The organism is Clostridium sp. D46t1_190503_E9, assembly GCF_015555225.1.
Lineage (GTDB): Bacteria > Bacillota > Clostridia > Clostridiales > Clostridiaceae > Clostridium.
On sequence record NZ_JADNKB010000005.1, the window covers coordinates 63,416 to 78,327 of the forward strand.

Genomic DNA, 14,912 nt, shown 5'->3' on the forward strand with positions numbered 1-14,912 from the left:
TATGATAAAGTATATTAATAGATAATTGTATTTAATATGAAATGAGAATAGGAGTTATAAGAGAGAGTAAATGAATAAAGGATATATAGGAGTTACAGATAATAATTGGGCTAAATTTATAAAGGATAATAGTATAAGTAAGGCTAATTTTTGGTGTAAAAAACATTCATTTAAAGCTATTGAAAATGGAGATATATTCTTTTTTTTGAAAAAGAATAATGCTGAAGAGAAGAAAGAAAAATTAGAAAGAAAAATTGTAGGATATGGTATATTTAAAAAGTTTGAAGTATTAACAATTGAAGATGCTTGGAATATATATGGAGTAGGTAATGGTTGTAGTAATATTAAATTGTTTAGTGATAAAATAAATAATATGTACGAATTAAATAGTGATGAAGCTGAAATAGGGAGTATAATACTTGATGAAATTGTTATGTTTGAAGAACCTATATATTTAAGTAAGATAGGAATAGTTTTTTCTAATTCAATTGTATCAGGAAAGACAATAACTATAGAAGAAGTAAACGCTATTTTAAATTCAATAGATGTAGAAATAGATTATATAGAAGAAGATGAAAATTTAAATCTAGAGAGTTTAGAATTTGATGAAGGTGAACAAATAAAGAGGGTAATAAATTCTAGAAAGAGAAATAAAAAAGCAAGAGAGTTAAAATTTGAACAGGTTATAAAAAGAGATGGTAAAGTGGTTTGCGAAGTTTGTAGTGAGGATGATATTGTAGCTCTAGATGTTCACCATGATAAAGTTGAAGTATTTAATATGAAAGAAGGACATAAAACTAAATTATCTGATTTAAGGGTTGTATGTGCAAATTGTCATAGAAAGGTTCATGGTCACAAAATGACAGTAGATGAATTAATAGAAAAATATTAATTCGTCTTTAATTTGAGTAATTATATGTGGATAGATACTATATTAGCTAATAAAATATTGATTTCATTTAAGAGCTGAGCTTATGGTTTCAGCTCTTTATTGGTTTAACAAATATGGTATAATATAGAAGAAAGGGGATGGATAGTATGATTCTTAGTAGAGAGTTGGAAGAGTTATTTTCAAAAGAAGAATTGTTTTGTTTTGAAACAGAAGGATTAATAACTGATTATGATAAAGTATCGATTGCCTTAAAAAAAGGTGACATAAGTGAGTTGATTAGATTTTGTAAGGTTAATAATATAAAAAATGTTTTCTATACATATGGTTACTATGATAAAGTAGATTTTATCATTGGTGATGAATTTGAAGAAGAGCTTGAAGAAGAGATATATTCTCTAATGCAAAATGATATTAAAGTTCATAATAAGCAAGTGGAAAAAATAGATTTCTCAAGACCTAATATATTAATTGTTTTTACAATTTTTGAGGGGTATAATATTACATTTATAGAAGATGAAAATTGGATTGAAGAACATGGAGTTGTAGAAGCATATCAAAAGATAGAGGAATTAAAAGGAAAATATGAAGAAAAAATTTATGAGTTAGAAGAAAAACAAGCTGAAATGGAAGCTATAGAAAAGGCGAAAAAGGAAAAGGAACTGAAAGATTTAAGAGAAGAGTTTAAAGAGTTTCTTTTAAATGATGATGAGTTCAAAATGTCAACTAATCAGAGGTTAAGGCGTTCATTTTCACATAACCTATTTAAAAGAACAGACACAAAAAAGTATGAAGTGTTGTTTGAAAAAAAGAACTTATATGAAGATAGTTACTATGTAGATATAACACGAGTATTTAATTTTGTTGAAGTTGTTTGGAGAGAGTATAAGTCAAATTTATATTAGTGTAGTAAAATGGGGGATAAGATTAATGAATATTGGTAGGAATGATATATGCTTTTGTGGAAGTGGTAAGAAATATAAAAAGTGTTGTATGATTAAAATACAAAATCCTGAGTTAGTTTGGAAAGAGAACTTTGATAAGCTTGATATAGTTGTTGATAAGAAAGAAGAGCTAAAAACTATTATGTTTGATACATATCAATTTATGAAGAAGAATGATTGGCAAGGTGCTTGTCACGTACTATCATCTATTCAATATATTTTATTGAATGAAATAGGGTTAAATCCAAAACTATGTATTGGAGTTGTAGGAGGATTTAAAGGTACTGGTTTTGACCATTCTTGGATAGAGTTATATAATGAAGTATATGATATTACTGTTGCAAATGGTATGAATGATATTAAGGTTTCAGAGCCTATAATAGCAGGGTTTAACATTGCTACACTAAAAAGAAGTGAACTAGTATACAACACAAATCAAAAGTTGGATTTTCCAGCTAGTATGATAAAAGATATGTCTATTACTGAGTATTTAGATGGATTTGTAAATCAGCCAATAAATGATATACCAGCATATTTAAAGTGTGGTTTATGGAATCTAATATTAGATTTTGCAAAGAATATCAACTTAGAATTAAATATTGATGATTTAAGAGAGAAATATTCAAAAGTTAAAAGAACAATAGTATAACAGATAATGTTTATTGAAGAGAGTTAGAGTTAATCTAGCTCTTTTTTTTGTTTTTAAAATAATATTTTAGTAAAACAACAATATAATTTTACATTTTGAAACGCTTTAGCCGGATAATAACACGTTAGGAAAATTAAAAATAGAAAAAGGAGAATGATATTATGACAAAACAGACTAAAGCAATAAATATTAGAATGAGTGAGGAACTGAATAAGAGAGTAGAAGATTTCTGCTGGAAAAACAGGGTGAGAGTTTCAAGTTGGATAAGAGAAATAATTGAAGAGAAATTAAATGAATTAGAAAATGGAGGTAACAGATAATGATAAAAACTAATGACGACATATGGAGAATACTAAAATACTTACGCTCCATGAAAGGAAAAATAAAAGTACAATATGATGGATGTATTAAAAAAATCAGTTACTATGATTATCTAACTAGTTTTACTATATCTAAATGTAAAGATGATAGATATTATTTTGTAGAGTTTTTACAACATCAAAAAGAATATCAATGCATTTGTTTTACTACTCAAAGTAGTGTAATTGATTATTTGAAGAATAATTTCTTGCATAATCAATTAATGCTGGAGTAATAAAAGCTCCAGCAAAGTTATACAAAAGATGGAGGAAATAGGATTTTGGATGAAATTATAAATTATAAGACTCTTAATGAATTATGGTATGAAAGAGGTTATAAAATATCTAATGGAATTAATCTTATTGTAGCACCTTGTGGGAGTGGGAAAACTTATTTTACATTTAATACTTTAATCAAAGAAGAGAAGCTAGAGAATATAATTTATTTATGTGATACAAGAAATTTAAAAAATGCAGTTGCTTTAGATAAGGATTATTCGAACTTATGTAGATTTTACTTTAAAAATGATGATAATAATGTAGTTAATAATTCTATTGTATTTGGTCAAGGAATTGGCGAAAATAAAATAACTGTGATGACATATGCTCAATTTGGATTATTAGCTGAAAAATATCCAAACTCTTTTAATAAAGTAAAGCTGATAATTTGTGATGAAGCACATCAAGCAATAGATTATCATAGAAAATTTGATAAAGATGATAAGAAGACTTATAGAGTTGCTATTGAAACAATTAATTCTTTGAGTAAACAAGCAAAAGTTATATTATTAAGTGCTACTCCTGAAATTATAAAATTAAAGAGATTGAATAAAGAGAATATATTCGACTTCAGGAACGAGCCTAATATTAAAAGATTAAAAGAAAATATGATAATTCCATACTCAACAAATAAAGATATTAAAAAGATAATTAAAGATTTTAAGACATTAACATTAGAGAATAAAGTAAAGATGTTAGTGTATACAGATAGGATAACTACTGTAAAGTTTATTGTTAATACCTGCTATGAAGTAGGCTTAAAAGCAGTTGGCTTATGGAGTTTAAATAATAAAAAAAATGCTATGAATACTTATCAATTAAAATGCTTAGATTCAGTTGTGAAAGATTCTTTAATTCCTGAAGAAGTAGATATTTTAGTAATAAATGCTTCGTTACAAACTGGAATAAATATAAAGAATAAGGATATAGAGTGGGTTCTAGTAAATTCAACTAATAAAACAACTCAGATTCAAGCCAGAAGCAGAGCTAGAAAGGATATAGATAGACTTTACTTAAAATCTAATGATGTATTACATAATAAAAAGATTTACCTAGATAAAAAGTGGCTTAATAGACCATTAACATCTAAAGAGAAACAAGAACTTTGTAATGAGCTTGAGCTATATGATGAAAGAGGTAGGTTAAAGAAGTGGAAAGCAATATCTAAAGAGTTAATTGAAAATGGATATAAAATTAAAAATTCAAGATTATCAGATGCAAAGAGAACCAGTGTTAGTACAATAAGCATCTAAAAATTCATGTACATTTTCAGTGTCTAGCTATATATATATTAAATCACAGAAAATGTACATACTTTAAAGATGGGGAAAAGGGCTGTATCTTTCTTCGCTACGCTTCGAAAATACAGCTTTCACATTTTCCCCATACCCCTATGTGGGAATAACTTTATTGTAAATAAAAAATAGGAGGGAAACTCATTGGATAGTCAATTAATTAATGGCTATCAAATACATACAATAAGGGAGAATAAAAGATTATGAAATTAGAAATTAACTTAGAATTAAAAACTTTTGAAGAAAGGTTAGCACACATTGAGGAACTGATTGAAGTGGGTAAATTAAATAATATTACAAATGGGCAAAAGGAGTTCATATCTACATATTTGTTAAAGAAAGTCCCAAGAGATAATGGTATTAAAAAGAAATACTTACTTATGAATAAGAATGAATTTGATACTTATATTGAAAGACAAAGAGTTGGGTTAGAAGTGGACAATCCTAATGAGCCACTTAATATATTTGTAGCTGAAAAAAATGATTATATAAATATGGATTGGAAAATTACTGACGAGGATTTAATAGAAGATTCTGCAATGGGTTTAATATTAAGACAATATAAAACTTACAAGAATCTATTAGATGACCTTCAGAAGGCTGGAAAACTTAGTGTTAAGGTATATAGAAGATTAATGGGCAACATTAATGATGATATGTTACTTACTAAACAAATATGCAAGAGTGCTACTGAAAAAGAAAAATCTAAACAGTGGCTTGGTGATAAGGTGGATTATGATGCCATTGATTACACTAATGAGAACCATGTAGAAGCTATTATAAGAAACATATATCTAAAAGGTGATATAATACCTGATAATATGATGTGTTTAATAGCATATGATATATCAGTTGCATTAGATGAAATGAAGAATAAAGGATTGCTTACTGATGATGATATAACAGTAGTTTATATGATAAATGAAGGATATACACTTAAGGAAATTAGTTTAAAAGTTGGAATCCAAGAGAGCGGAGTAAGAAAGAGGTTTAAGAAGATTTGTCAGAAGATATCTAGGTACAACGAGCAAAAAATAAATATAAAAAAATAAAAAAATTCGTTTCTTTAGGACAAATATATGGAAACTATATACTATTAAAATTGAGGGAGGAAAGAGCTTTCCTCATAAATAGGAACGACCAAAACTATTAAAGCTTCAGGGATTTTTACTGGAGCTTTAATTTATTAAAAAAGAAAGGAGTAAGTAATACTTGAAGAAAAAGAAACATCAATTATTATTAAATATGACACAAGAAGAAAAAGAAAAATTTAAGATAAATGCAGAGAGCAATTTTATGACATTAAGTCAATATATTAGATTCTGTGTACATCAGATGATAAATAGAGATAAATAGTGGTTATTTAAAGGCTATAATAAATACCAAGATATCTCCAAAAGATAACTAAAGTCCATATTTAATTATAGCTTTCAAATAGCTATTACTATTTCCTTTCTTGTAGTAATAGCTTAGTCTAAGTTTCATATTTAAAATTTATATAGGAAGTGTAATATAGTATTATTCATAATACTGATTGTATTGGCTAGAGCATCATTAAATTGGTGCTCTAGATTAAGTATTCATATTGAAATAAATATAGTAGATGAGTATGTGGTTATAGAAATATAAGTAATGATTACAATTAAAGAGTGTGATGAAATAGATAATATAAATATGATTATAAATAATATTTGAAAATATGAAGAAATAAAAAATAGAGGAAAAGAGGATAAATTCTATTGTTGGTATAGTTAACAATGGGGGATGATGACCTTCTTTTTTTATTGCTATCTTGATAGGGTTCAGCCCCTCAACAGAATAAAATATGTGTGCTTTTTTATTCAATGAAATTAAGTAAGACAGATTAGAACAATTAAAGATAAAAGGCATAGAAAAAAACACGTTAAACTAGTGGTTACAATCACAAGTTCTAACGTGTTTTTTGTTGTGAGATTATCTTAACATAAAAATAAATTTATTGTCAACAGAAAGGAGCAAAGTTTTGAAAAGGATTTATAAAATAACATTTAAGGTTAGTTCTGATGAGAGAGAAGCAATTAATGAATTAATCAAAAGTAAACAATGTAGTTTATCAGACGCAATAAGAGAAAGCCTTCGTGAGTATTATTCACTTCATGGCTTTGAGGGAAGCTTTGATATTACTGCAAATAGAGAAATAAAAAAAGATAGGAAGTGGGAGCTTTACTAATGGAAGATAAGCTACAAGAACTACAAGAGTTTCATAGTGCTATAGGTTTCGATTTAGCAGAAAAAAGGAATGACTTAGAGTTATTAGCATCAAAAGAAGAAAGGAGATACTTTTTATGGCTAATAAAGACTATACCAAACATTACGAATGTAGATATTATTCCAATTACTACAATGGCAATGTTGTTAGCTACAATAAGCAAGTTAAATGCTTACATGGCTCAATGTGAGAATAATGTAGAGCTTTATCTTAAACTATTGGCTAAGAGAAATGAGAGTATCACTAAGCTTGATTTAATAATGAAGAGTTACGGATTGACTAATACAACAAAAGATAAAATTTTCATTACATATGAAAGTGAGGAAGGATGATGGCTAAGAAACTAATTAAAAAAAATATTAACAGTAGCAAAGATTATACATCATATCTAATTGGTGACCCACTTTTTGATTTGCTGAGAGAATTCTATAAAAGTCAATATGGATTAGACAGTGAGGAATGGAAGAGTATTGTAGATAATGATAGAAGGCTACAACTTGAGAAGAAAAAGAAGAAAATTAATGCTGATAGAAGATATAGATAAAGCAAAACACTAGAGAAAAAGGAGAAATTAATATTATGAGAAAAATTACAACAAACAAAGGTATAAACACAAAGAAGATTCAAGAAATTGAGAATTATAGCTATTCACTGGGGATGTTAACTAATCCAAACCTTATACAACAAGTAGTTCTTAATCCAATCGGTTTAGAATTGAATTTGAAAAAGTTAAAAGAGTTAAGAGAGGAATTACAAGGTTGCGATATTGATATTAAAGAGATTGATTGTAATAGAATATTTGGTGGAAATACTGAGTTGACTGAAACAGAAGTGCTTATTAGAAATATTGGCAATTGTAGTTATATGAGCTATAGAAATGATTATTTGAAAATGATAGAGCAAAGAGAGCTTGAAGAAGTTTTCCCAGCAGAAGAAAGAAAATCTAGAATTTTAGAACTTGAAGCAGAAATTAAGAAAGAAGTTTTAAAAGGTTCTACGATAGGAAAATTAAACAAGGACTTAAGGAAATCATGTGAAGCTAAAGCAGAAGAATTAAGGAAAGAACTTCATAGTATAGAAGAAACCTTTAATGTAGTTGAGGAAGATTATATAAACAATATGTTATATCTAATGGCTACATCAAAGATAGCTGAAATCAAGAGCAGAATAGAAGAAAAGATAATTTATCTTGAGGATGTTATGGAGGATATAGCATAATGATAGAAACAAGAATTTTACAAGATGAAATAAGAAGTCTTAGAGCTTCAAACATAGAAATACGTATGGATAAGAATCACATTTATATTTGTGGTTCTTTGCCAATTAGAAGCTTAAGTCATCCAATAACAGATAGAAAGACAGGTAAAAAGTTTAGAGAGATTGTAGAGCCTTCGGCATTTAAGTTAGCACTAATGAGTAACAAAGCTCATGGTTATAAGACAAAGCTTTTAAAGAATCATTCATATAACCATGAATTTGAATATGAAAATGAATTAGAGTTTGATGAAGTTGATGAGCGAGAATTAAGGTTTTTATTTACATTGCCCAAATCCCAAAGAAACCTAGAATTACTTGAAGATGTATCAGAAGATAATGCTAGTTTTTCCTTTGGATTTATATGTGGTAATGAAAGAAAAGCTTCATCTAATGAAAAAGGAATAGACTACATAAGGATAATTGATTCATTCCAAGAACTTCGAGAGATATCTATTCTTGATAAGTGGACTTTAGGTGCATATTCTTCAGCACGTGGATTTAAAGCTGGAAGTTATGCGAGTGCTGAGAAGAAAGCTCAGAAGTTTGTTTTAAATAAGAATAGGGAAAGTTTGTATGAAAAGCAAGATAAAAAACTTCAAGAGATAAAAAGCTATATAGAAAAGCAGAGAAGAAATGATTTGTTTAGATTTGGTGCAAGTGTAAAAATATCAATGAATTAATCAAATGGGGATGCAGTAATTGCATCCCCATTTTTTTCTTTCTGTAGAAAAAATAAATTTTCAAAATAACTCGAAACTAATATAAGGAGGTTGTAAAGATTGTAGAAATTACAAACTGAAAGGAAATCAAATTGATATAATGAAATACTGATTTTATTGATATTTATGCAATAAAGTTAGTTTGTTTTACATTTCTTTTTATACTTTACGGATAATAGAGGGAATTAAGTATAAGGAGGAGAAAACCAATGATAAGAATTGAAGAGAAAGGTGACATTAAAATTTATAATGATGGCATTTTAATTCTAATGGGTAGAAGTATTAGGGAAGTGATAGAAATAATAGAAGCTTTACTATATGGGAATAGGGATGCTTGGGAAGTTGAACTATTAAACAATATTTTATATACTATTAACAACAACCTTTCCACAAGTATGGAGGTTGCATAAAATGAGAATAGCACTATATGTAAGAGTATCAAGAGAGGAAATGGAAAGTTCATTAATTAATCAAAAGGAATATATCAAATCATTATACCCTAATGATGAAGTAGTAATATATCAAGACTTTGGTATAAGTGGAACTAAAATAAGTGGCAGAGATGGATTTATTCAAATGTTAAAGGATGCAGGGTTAAAACAACATTTTATAACTAAGAATAAAAAGAAGTTTGTATTTATCGCTGACGAAACTAAAAAGCCATTATTTGATAAAATTGTTACAAAGTCAGTTACAAGGTTTGCGAGAAACACTGATATTCTAGCTATTTGGAAAGAGCTTGAGCAGAAAGGCATATATGTTCATTTTACAGATATAAATAAAGATACATCGAGCAAGACAGATAGTTTAATATTAAATTTGTCCTTAACTTTAGCACAAGAAGAGTCTGCTAATATATCAGAGAGAACAAAGTTTGGAAATATGGCTACTGCTAAGGCTAATAAGATTAGAAATAATAGCCTTTATGGTTATAATTATATTAAAGAAACTAATTCTTTAGTTATAAAAGATGATGAAGCTAAGGTAGTTAAAAGGATGTTTGATTTATGTATTCAAGGAAATGGATATGATAAAATATCACAGATATTAGCAGAAGAGGGGATGTTAAATGCTAAAGGTAAGCCATTTGCTATTGCAACAATAAAAAATATGATTCATAATAAAAAGTATTGTGGTTATAATGTTAGAAATCAATGGCAAAGTAAAGGGTTGTTTACTGAAAATCATACTTATGTAAGAACCAAAAGAGAAGATTGGATTATTCAGAAGAATGGTAGAATTGAACCTATAGTTAGTGAAGAAATATGGAATCAGGCAATGGCAGAAGTAAATAGAAGATTACTACATGGGAATAGAGGGAAACATATTGATAGAAGAGATACCAGTGATAAGCTTATTTGTGATTGTTGTGGAAAGAATTTATATATTTGCCATAGTAAAAAGATTGGTAGCAGTATAAATAGTTATCCTTATTACATTTGTTCAACTAAAAAGAAAAAAGGTAAGAATGAATGTGATAATGACAATGTGCAATTAAGAAAAGTGGATATTTTTATTGATGACTTATGTAAGAATTACTATAAAAACATAAAGTTAAGTAATAAAGCTAAATTGTACAAGCTACAAGCTGATTTGAAAGCTTTGAAAAGTAAGTCAACAATCACTATCAACAATGAAATAGAAGCCATTAAGCAGATAAATAGTGAGCAAGAGCAACAGTTAGATAAGCTAGTTGATAATTTTTTAGAGTGTTCTGAGGTTATGAAAAATGTTATTGATAAAAAGATTCATAACTTAGAAATTAGTATTCAGGATAACAATAATAAAATCCTTGAATTGGAGAGAAGCAAGAATACTATTGATAATGATAAGTTAGAAGTAGAAAAGTCAATTAGGGAGCTAAAAAAGGAGCTTACAAAACTTGATACGGTAGAATTGACAAGAGAAGAACTGATGGAAAAAATTAGGTTTATTAAAGTTGCCAAGGGTAACAATTTTATAGTAGAGTATTTATAATTTTATGTGTGAAACATCCAGCTAAAGTTATTCTCAAATTTAAATTTTTTTGTGGAAAGGTATATGAGGATTGGACTACTAAAATTTGTTAATTTTTAAAGTGATGCTTAAATATAGATTTATTTTATAGAATAGAACAGAACAGTAATAGTACTAATAAGTATTATTACTGTTTTTTATTATTTCGATGGATTTAGATTCGATATATAATATTGGGATAAATTTGTTCAAAATTACGAACTAACTTCTATCTTCTTATATATAGGAGGTTAAAATATTATAATAGATCGAAAGGTTGATTTACTTCATACAAAGTCAGTATGTGATTATGGTGGCGTTTTATATTGAGTATTAAAATAAAGAAAATAATTCACAAAAAATCATTAAGTAGGGTTTCCAATTGGTGACCTTACTTATAAAAAATTATACAGAATCATTTTTTATCTTGAATACACTTTATTGAAACAATACAATATAGTAAAAACGGAGGTAATAGAAATGAAACAAAACAAATATGATGATAAAAATTTTTTTGATAAATACAGTAATATGGATCGTTCGAAAAATGGACTTAAAGGTGCTGGAGAGTGGCATGAACTTAAAAAAATGTTTCCGGATTTTGAAGGTAAAAAAGTTTTAGATTTAGGCTGTGGTTTTGGATGGCATTGCCGATTTGCAATAGAAAATGGTGCAAAGTCAGTTATTGGAGTTGATATTTCAGAAAAGATGTTAAATGAAGCAAGTAACAAAACAGAATCAGAAAATATTCAGTATATATGCATGCCAATAGAGGATATTGATTTTCCTGACAATTCATTTGATGTTATTATAAGTTCATTGGCTCTTCATTACATTCAATCATTTGAGGATATTTTAAGTAAAATAAGTAAGTGTATTTCAAAAGGTGGAGATTTTATTTTTTCTGTAGAACATCCTATTTTTACTGCACAAGGGACACAGGATTGGTATTATGATGACAAAGGTAATATTCTACATTGGCCAGTTGACAAATATTTTACAGAAGGTCTTCGTAATGCAAGTTTTTTAGGCGAAGAAGTTATAAAATATCATAGAACATTGACAACATACTTAAGCAGTCTTATAAAAGCGGGATTTGAAATAACAGGAATTGTTGAACCAAAACCAGCAGAGAACTTACTATATACTATTCCTGGTATGTTTGATGAATTACGCAGACCGATGATGTTACTTGTATCTGCAAGAAAAAAGTAATTATAGAATAATTGCTATAAAATACACATCCAACGTAGTTTTTTATTTGCTACTAAAATTGTTTAACCTAGTTAAATGAATTTAGTTAAAACTAAGAAGTAAAAGAGAATAGGATAGGTGAATTTCATTTGGAATTTCTTAGATTATAAGAAGAGTAAGTATAAAAGATAACTTCTTTTTAGTTAGAAATTATAAGATTAAATGCTTTAGGGAGTTTAGAAATTGATTGTAATATAAATATTAAAAAGATATAAGAAATCAATATATAAGTAAAGAAGTTAAGGTAACAAAATCTAGAATTACCAAAAAGAAGTGAAAATATGACGTAGAGATAAGAAATATTATAATAATATTAGGAAATAGATTTGGAATGGTGATATGGGCACATGAAATTAGTATGGAAGTGTTAAAAAAGGTATGAGGGGAAATCTCATACCTTTTAATTAATAATTAATGCCAGCTTCTTTTATATTATTAATATCACTTTGAGAACATGGAGTAATTGCATAAGTCATTTTGCAATTTGGACATACAGTTACAAATGTTTCCATTATGATATCTTCTCCACATGAACATTTTATTGGATAAGGAGTATTTAATTTCAAATTTGCTTTCCCTTTTTCTCTAAGTCTATCAACAATAGATTTTCCATCTTTTTTTGTTCCGCAACCACAACTCATAATTTGACCTCCTAAAGTTTTTTACTAAATGTTATTACATATACAATTATATATAAATTATTAATTTAGTATGTAACTATGGTTACCAATTAATATTTTAAGATGATGCTTATTTATAATTTATCATTATGTGATAAAATTACTGTAAAGGGGATGAAAATAATGAAGTTTAACAGTTTAATACCAGAATTATCCGTTATTAATATAGAAGAATCTAAGAAATTCTATATAGATATTTTAGGTTTCAACTTAGAATACGAAAGAGTAGAAGATAAATTTGCTTTTTTATCACTGGGAGATATACAAATTATGATAGAAGAGGTAAATGGCTATTGGAATACAGGTGAATTAGTGTACCCATTTGGAAGAGGAATAAATTTTGAGATGAAAGTATCTAATGTTGAAAAAATAAGAGATAATCTAGTTAAAAATAATATAGAATTATTTAGAGATATAACTATAAGTGAATATGAATCTAATGGGAGAATAATATTACAAAAAGAATTTCTTGTACAAGATATAAATGGATATTTATTAAGATTTTGTATGCATAATTAGTTTAGTAAAAATATTACTTAAAAGAAGGATTATTATTAAAGCTGTAAATATATTTAATTTATTTAAAGTTCACATATATGTATATTAATGGGTTGTCCCACTGCTGTTTAGTGAGACAACCTTTTATTTATTTCAACTATTAGGGCTTGGATTATAAGAATAAAATTAATATAAATAATATACAATTATTGAATAGTAATTAACTTGATAATATATTTTATAACTGCTAATATAGTAATATTAATTAATAATTATTAGTTAATAATAAGTTGTTAACGCTAGTTAAGAGGATAATATAAATTTGAAGATTTAACTAAGGAGGATTTATTAATGGAACGTTTAAAAGATAAAGTAGCTATTATTACGGGTGGAGCACGTGGAATGGGGGCGTCACATGTAAGATTATTTGTAAGTGAAGGTGCAAAAGTTGTATTTACTGACTTAAATGAAGAAGAAGGTAGAATATTAGAACAAGAATTAGGTAGTAATACAAAGTTTATTAAACATGATGTTACTGATGCTTCAGGTTGGGAGAAAGTTGTAGAGGAAACTGAAAAAATATTTGGACCAGCTAATATTTTAGTTAATAATGCTGGAATAACTATGAATAAATCTATTTTAGAAATGACTGAAGCAGAATATAGAAAAATTGTAGATATAAATCAAGTGTCTGTTTTTCTTGGAATTAAGGCATTAGCTCCTTCTATGAAGAAAACAGAATCAGCTTCAATAATTAATATTTCATCTATGAATGGAATGGTAGGGGGAGCAATTGGTTATACAGACACTAAGTTTGCAGTTCGTGGAATGACAAAGGCAGCAGCACTTCAATTATCACCATTTGGAATTAGAGTTAACTCAGTGCATCCTGGAGTAATAGAAACACCAATGGTTACTGAAGGAGAATCATATGAAATAATTAAGAATTTTGCTAAACAAATTCCAATGAGAAGAATGGCTAAACCAGAAGAAGTTTCAAATTTAGTTCTTTATCTTGCTTCAGATGAATCAAGATATTCAACAGGATCTGAATTCATTATAGATGGTGGATTAACTGCAATGTAGATTAAGTATAGGGTATCTAAGGAACTATGTAATTATTTACCATAATATATCCATATAGATTACATATTTAATTTGTATGAATTGATAAATAAGACAAGCAAATTAGTAACTATTAATATGTTTATAAAATTTTATATATGATAAATAAGAAAAGCTTAGTGTTACATCACTAGGCTTTTCTAAATATAATAAAAAACCTTACAGTAAGAGTAAGGTTTTGGTTGCGGGAGCAGGACTTGAACCTACGACCTTTGGGTTATGAGCCCAACGAGCTGCCAACTGCTCCATCCCGCGATATTAAATTTACATATTAGCTTTGCTAACTTGTATCCTTAGTATATGCTTAATAAAGGTTAATGTCAAAATGATATAACATAATATTATGGCATATGATGACAAGAGATATCTTAGAGTGTCATATGGTATCAAATGCTACGAAATAAGAAGAAGTTATATTAAAATCTAATGTCTTTAATGGAACTCAACAATTATATAGTAATATCATATGGAGAAGATATAATTGTTAGTTCAAAATTGCAAGAATTGTCTGATGATAAAATTGTAATGAGAAGGGGCACATTTTATTAGTATAATTTTATGAATAAATAAATTTACTAGAGATTTATTTAGGAATAACTTAAAAAAGAAGTTACTGCTGATTTGGGAAGACAGTCATATGCAAAGAGGTATTAGAACTTGATAATGAGGTTATTTATCTTTTTTAGGCTTTTTACTTATATAGAATAGTATATAGGAAGGA

At 27.4% G+C, this 14,912-nt stretch carries 19 protein-coding genes and 1 tRNA gene; 18 read left to right on the forward strand and 2 right to left on the reverse strand.

The features are described from left to right. The first annotated feature begins 70 nt into the window (after positions 1-70). The 16 genes from I2E83_RS07065 (at position 71) to I2E83_RS07140 (ending at position 11,849) form a co-directional block, all read left to right on the forward strand. Positions 71-892, forward strand: a complete 822-nt coding sequence (locus tag I2E83_RS07065) for a hypothetical protein (RefSeq protein WP_195429267.1) — start codon at positions 71-73, stop codon at positions 890-892. 146 nt (positions 893-1,038) lie between these two features. After that, entirely contained in the window at positions 1,039-1,794 is a 756-nt protein-coding gene (locus I2E83_RS07070) for a hypothetical protein (protein WP_195429269.1), read from the forward strand. A gap of 25 nt (positions 1,795-1,819) precedes the next feature. Continuing rightward, on the forward strand, positions 1,820-2,482 hold the full coding sequence (locus I2E83_RS07075) for an SEC-C metal-binding domain-containing protein (protein WP_195429271.1): 663 nt from the start codon (positions 1,820-1,822) through the stop codon (positions 2,480-2,482). Between the two features lie 161 nt (positions 2,483-2,643). Then, the gene (locus tag I2E83_RS07080; protein ID WP_195429273.1) at positions 2,644-2,802 is read left to right on the forward strand and encodes a hypothetical protein; all 159 of its coding nucleotides are present in this window, start codon (positions 2,644-2,646) and stop codon (positions 2,800-2,802) included. Next, complete coding sequence (locus I2E83_RS07085; RefSeq protein WP_195429275.1) at positions 2,802-3,077, forward strand: hypothetical protein; 276 nt, start codon at positions 2,802-2,804, stop codon at positions 3,075-3,077. Before I2E83_RS07080 ends, I2E83_RS07085 begins: the two co-directional genes overlap by 1 nt. A gap of 45 nt (positions 3,078-3,122) precedes the next feature. Then, positions 3,123-4,373 (forward strand): DEAD/DEAH box helicase family protein, encoded by a 1,251-nt coding sequence (locus I2E83_RS07090; protein ID WP_207738490.1) that lies wholly within the window; start codon positions 3,123-3,125, stop codon positions 4,371-4,373. Positions 4,374-4,618: 245 nt separating this feature from the next. Continuing rightward, entirely contained in the window at positions 4,619-5,467 is an 849-nt protein-coding gene (locus I2E83_RS07095) for a hypothetical protein (RefSeq protein ID WP_195429277.1), read from the forward strand. Positions 5,468-5,627: 160 nt separating this feature from the next. After that, positions 5,628-5,771, forward strand: a complete 144-nt coding sequence (locus I2E83_RS07100; protein ID WP_195429279.1) for a hypothetical protein — start codon at positions 5,628-5,630, stop codon at positions 5,769-5,771. A 646-nt stretch (positions 5,772-6,417) separates the two neighbouring features. Then, positions 6,418-6,624 carry a ribbon-helix-helix protein, CopG family gene (locus I2E83_RS07105; RefSeq protein ID WP_243249595.1) on the forward strand — a complete coding sequence of 69 codons (207 nt, stop codon included), beginning with the start codon at positions 6,418-6,420 and terminating at the stop codon, positions 6,622-6,624. Then, on the forward strand, positions 6,624-6,995 hold the full coding sequence (locus tag I2E83_RS07110) for a hypothetical protein (RefSeq protein WP_195429285.1): 372 nt from the start codon (positions 6,624-6,626) through the stop codon (positions 6,993-6,995). The genes I2E83_RS07105 and I2E83_RS07110 overlap by 1 nt, the downstream gene beginning before the upstream one ends. Further along, positions 6,995-7,207, forward strand: coding sequence for a hypothetical protein (locus tag I2E83_RS07115; RefSeq protein ID WP_195429287.1), 213 nt, complete (start codon positions 6,995-6,997; stop codon positions 7,205-7,207). The genes I2E83_RS07110 and I2E83_RS07115 overlap by 1 nt, the downstream gene beginning before the upstream one ends. Positions 7,208-7,242: 35 nt before the next feature. Then, positions 7,243-7,881, forward strand: a complete 639-nt coding sequence (locus I2E83_RS07120; protein ID WP_195429289.1) for a hypothetical protein — start codon at positions 7,243-7,245, stop codon at positions 7,879-7,881. Further along, complete coding sequence (locus tag I2E83_RS07125; RefSeq protein WP_195429291.1) at positions 7,881-8,600, forward strand: HK97 family phage prohead protease; 720 nt, start codon at positions 7,881-7,883, stop codon at positions 8,598-8,600. Before I2E83_RS07120 ends, I2E83_RS07125 begins: the two co-directional genes overlap by 1 nt. A gap of 248 nt (positions 8,601-8,848) precedes the next feature. Beyond that, a complete protein-coding gene (locus I2E83_RS07130; protein ID WP_195429294.1) occupies positions 8,849-9,049 on the forward strand; it encodes a hypothetical protein in 201 nt (66 codons plus the stop codon). 1 nt (position 9,050) lies between these two features. Beyond that, the gene (locus I2E83_RS07135; RefSeq protein ID WP_195429296.1) at positions 9,051-10,616 is read left to right on the forward strand and encodes a recombinase family protein; all 1,566 of its coding nucleotides are present in this window, start codon (positions 9,051-9,053) and stop codon (positions 10,614-10,616) included. A gap of 498 nt (positions 10,617-11,114) precedes the next feature. Further along, positions 11,115-11,849: a class I SAM-dependent methyltransferase gene (locus I2E83_RS07140; protein WP_195265393.1), complete on the forward strand. Its 735-nt coding sequence runs from the start codon at positions 11,115-11,117 to the stop codon at positions 11,847-11,849. 443 nt (positions 11,850-12,292) lie between these two features. Here I2E83_RS07140 and I2E83_RS07145 read toward each other — a convergent pair whose 3' ends face one another. Continuing rightward, on the reverse strand, positions 12,293-12,529 hold the full coding sequence (locus I2E83_RS07145; RefSeq protein WP_195265395.1) for a hypothetical protein: 237 nt from the start codon (positions 12,527-12,529) through the stop codon (positions 12,293-12,295). A 162-nt stretch (positions 12,530-12,691) separates the two neighbouring features. On the opposite strand from I2E83_RS07145, the gene I2E83_RS07150 reads away from it, so the two are divergent. Together I2E83_RS07150 and I2E83_RS07155 are read left to right on the forward strand one after the other, a co-directional pair. Continuing rightward, positions 12,692-13,087 (forward strand): VOC family protein, encoded by a 396-nt coding sequence (locus tag I2E83_RS07150; RefSeq protein WP_195265397.1) that lies wholly within the window; start codon positions 12,692-12,694, stop codon positions 13,085-13,087. A gap of 330 nt (positions 13,088-13,417) precedes the next feature. Beyond that, positions 13,418-14,152 (forward strand): glucose 1-dehydrogenase, encoded by a 735-nt coding sequence (locus tag I2E83_RS07155; protein ID WP_195265399.1) that lies wholly within the window; start codon positions 13,418-13,420, stop codon positions 14,150-14,152. A gap of 218 nt (positions 14,153-14,370) precedes the next feature. On the opposite strand, the gene I2E83_RS07160 is transcribed toward I2E83_RS07155, so the two are convergent. Further along, positions 14,371-14,446 (reverse strand) — tRNA-Met (locus I2E83_RS07160). Positions 14,447-14,912 lie beyond the last annotated feature (466 nt).

Excerpts from the sequence above, each read along its gene's own strand:
- I2E83_RS07115 (WP_195429287.1), top strand. The coding sequence starts at position 6,995 with ATGGCTAAGAAACTAATTAAAAAAAATATTAACAGTAGCAAAGATTAT.
- I2E83_RS07120 (WP_195429289.1), top strand. The coding sequence starts at position 7,243 with ATGAGAAAAATTACAACAAACAAAGGTATAAACACAAAGAAGATTCAA.
- I2E83_RS07125 (WP_195429291.1), top strand. The coding sequence starts at position 7,881 with ATGATAGAAACAAGAATTTTACAAGATGAAATAAGAAGTCTTAGAGCT.
- I2E83_RS07130 (WP_195429294.1), top strand. The coding sequence starts at position 8,849 with ATGATAAGAATTGAAGAGAAAGGTGACATTAAAATTTATAATGATGGC.
- I2E83_RS07140 (WP_195265393.1), top strand. The coding sequence starts at position 11,115 with ATGAAACAAAACAAATATGATGATAAAAATTTTTTTGATAAATACAGT.
- I2E83_RS07155 (WP_195265399.1), top strand. The coding sequence starts at position 13,418 with ATGGAACGTTTAAAAGATAAAGTAGCTATTATTACGGGTGGAGCACGT.
- I2E83_RS07095 (WP_195429277.1), top strand. The coding sequence starts at position 4,619 with ATGAAATTAGAAATTAACTTAGAATTAAAAACTTTTGAAGAAAGGTTA.
- I2E83_RS07145 (WP_195265395.1), bottom strand. The coding sequence starts at position 12,529 with ATGAGTTGTGGTTGCGGAACAAAAAAAGATGGAAAATCTATTGTTGAT.
- I2E83_RS07075 (WP_195429271.1), top strand. The coding sequence starts at position 1,820 with ATGAATATTGGTAGGAATGATATATGCTTTTGTGGAAGTGGTAAGAAA.
- I2E83_RS07085 (WP_195429275.1), top strand. The coding sequence starts at position 2,802 with ATGATAAAAACTAATGACGACATATGGAGAATACTAAAATACTTACGC.
- I2E83_RS07065 (WP_195429267.1), top strand. The coding sequence starts at position 71 with ATGAATAAAGGATATATAGGAGTTACAGATAATAATTGGGCTAAATTT.
- I2E83_RS07070 (WP_195429269.1), top strand. The coding sequence starts at position 1,039 with ATGATTCTTAGTAGAGAGTTGGAAGAGTTATTTTCAAAAGAAGAATTG.
- I2E83_RS07135 (WP_195429296.1), top strand. The coding sequence starts at position 9,051 with ATGAGAATAGCACTATATGTAAGAGTATCAAGAGAGGAAATGGAAAGT.
- I2E83_RS07150 (WP_195265397.1), top strand. The coding sequence starts at position 12,692 with ATGAAGTTTAACAGTTTAATACCAGAATTATCCGTTATTAATATAGAA.
- I2E83_RS07110 (WP_195429285.1), top strand. The coding sequence starts at position 6,624 with ATGGAAGATAAGCTACAAGAACTACAAGAGTTTCATAGTGCTATAGGT.
- I2E83_RS07080 (WP_195429273.1), top strand. The coding sequence starts at position 2,644 with ATGACAAAACAGACTAAAGCAATAAATATTAGAATGAGTGAGGAACTG.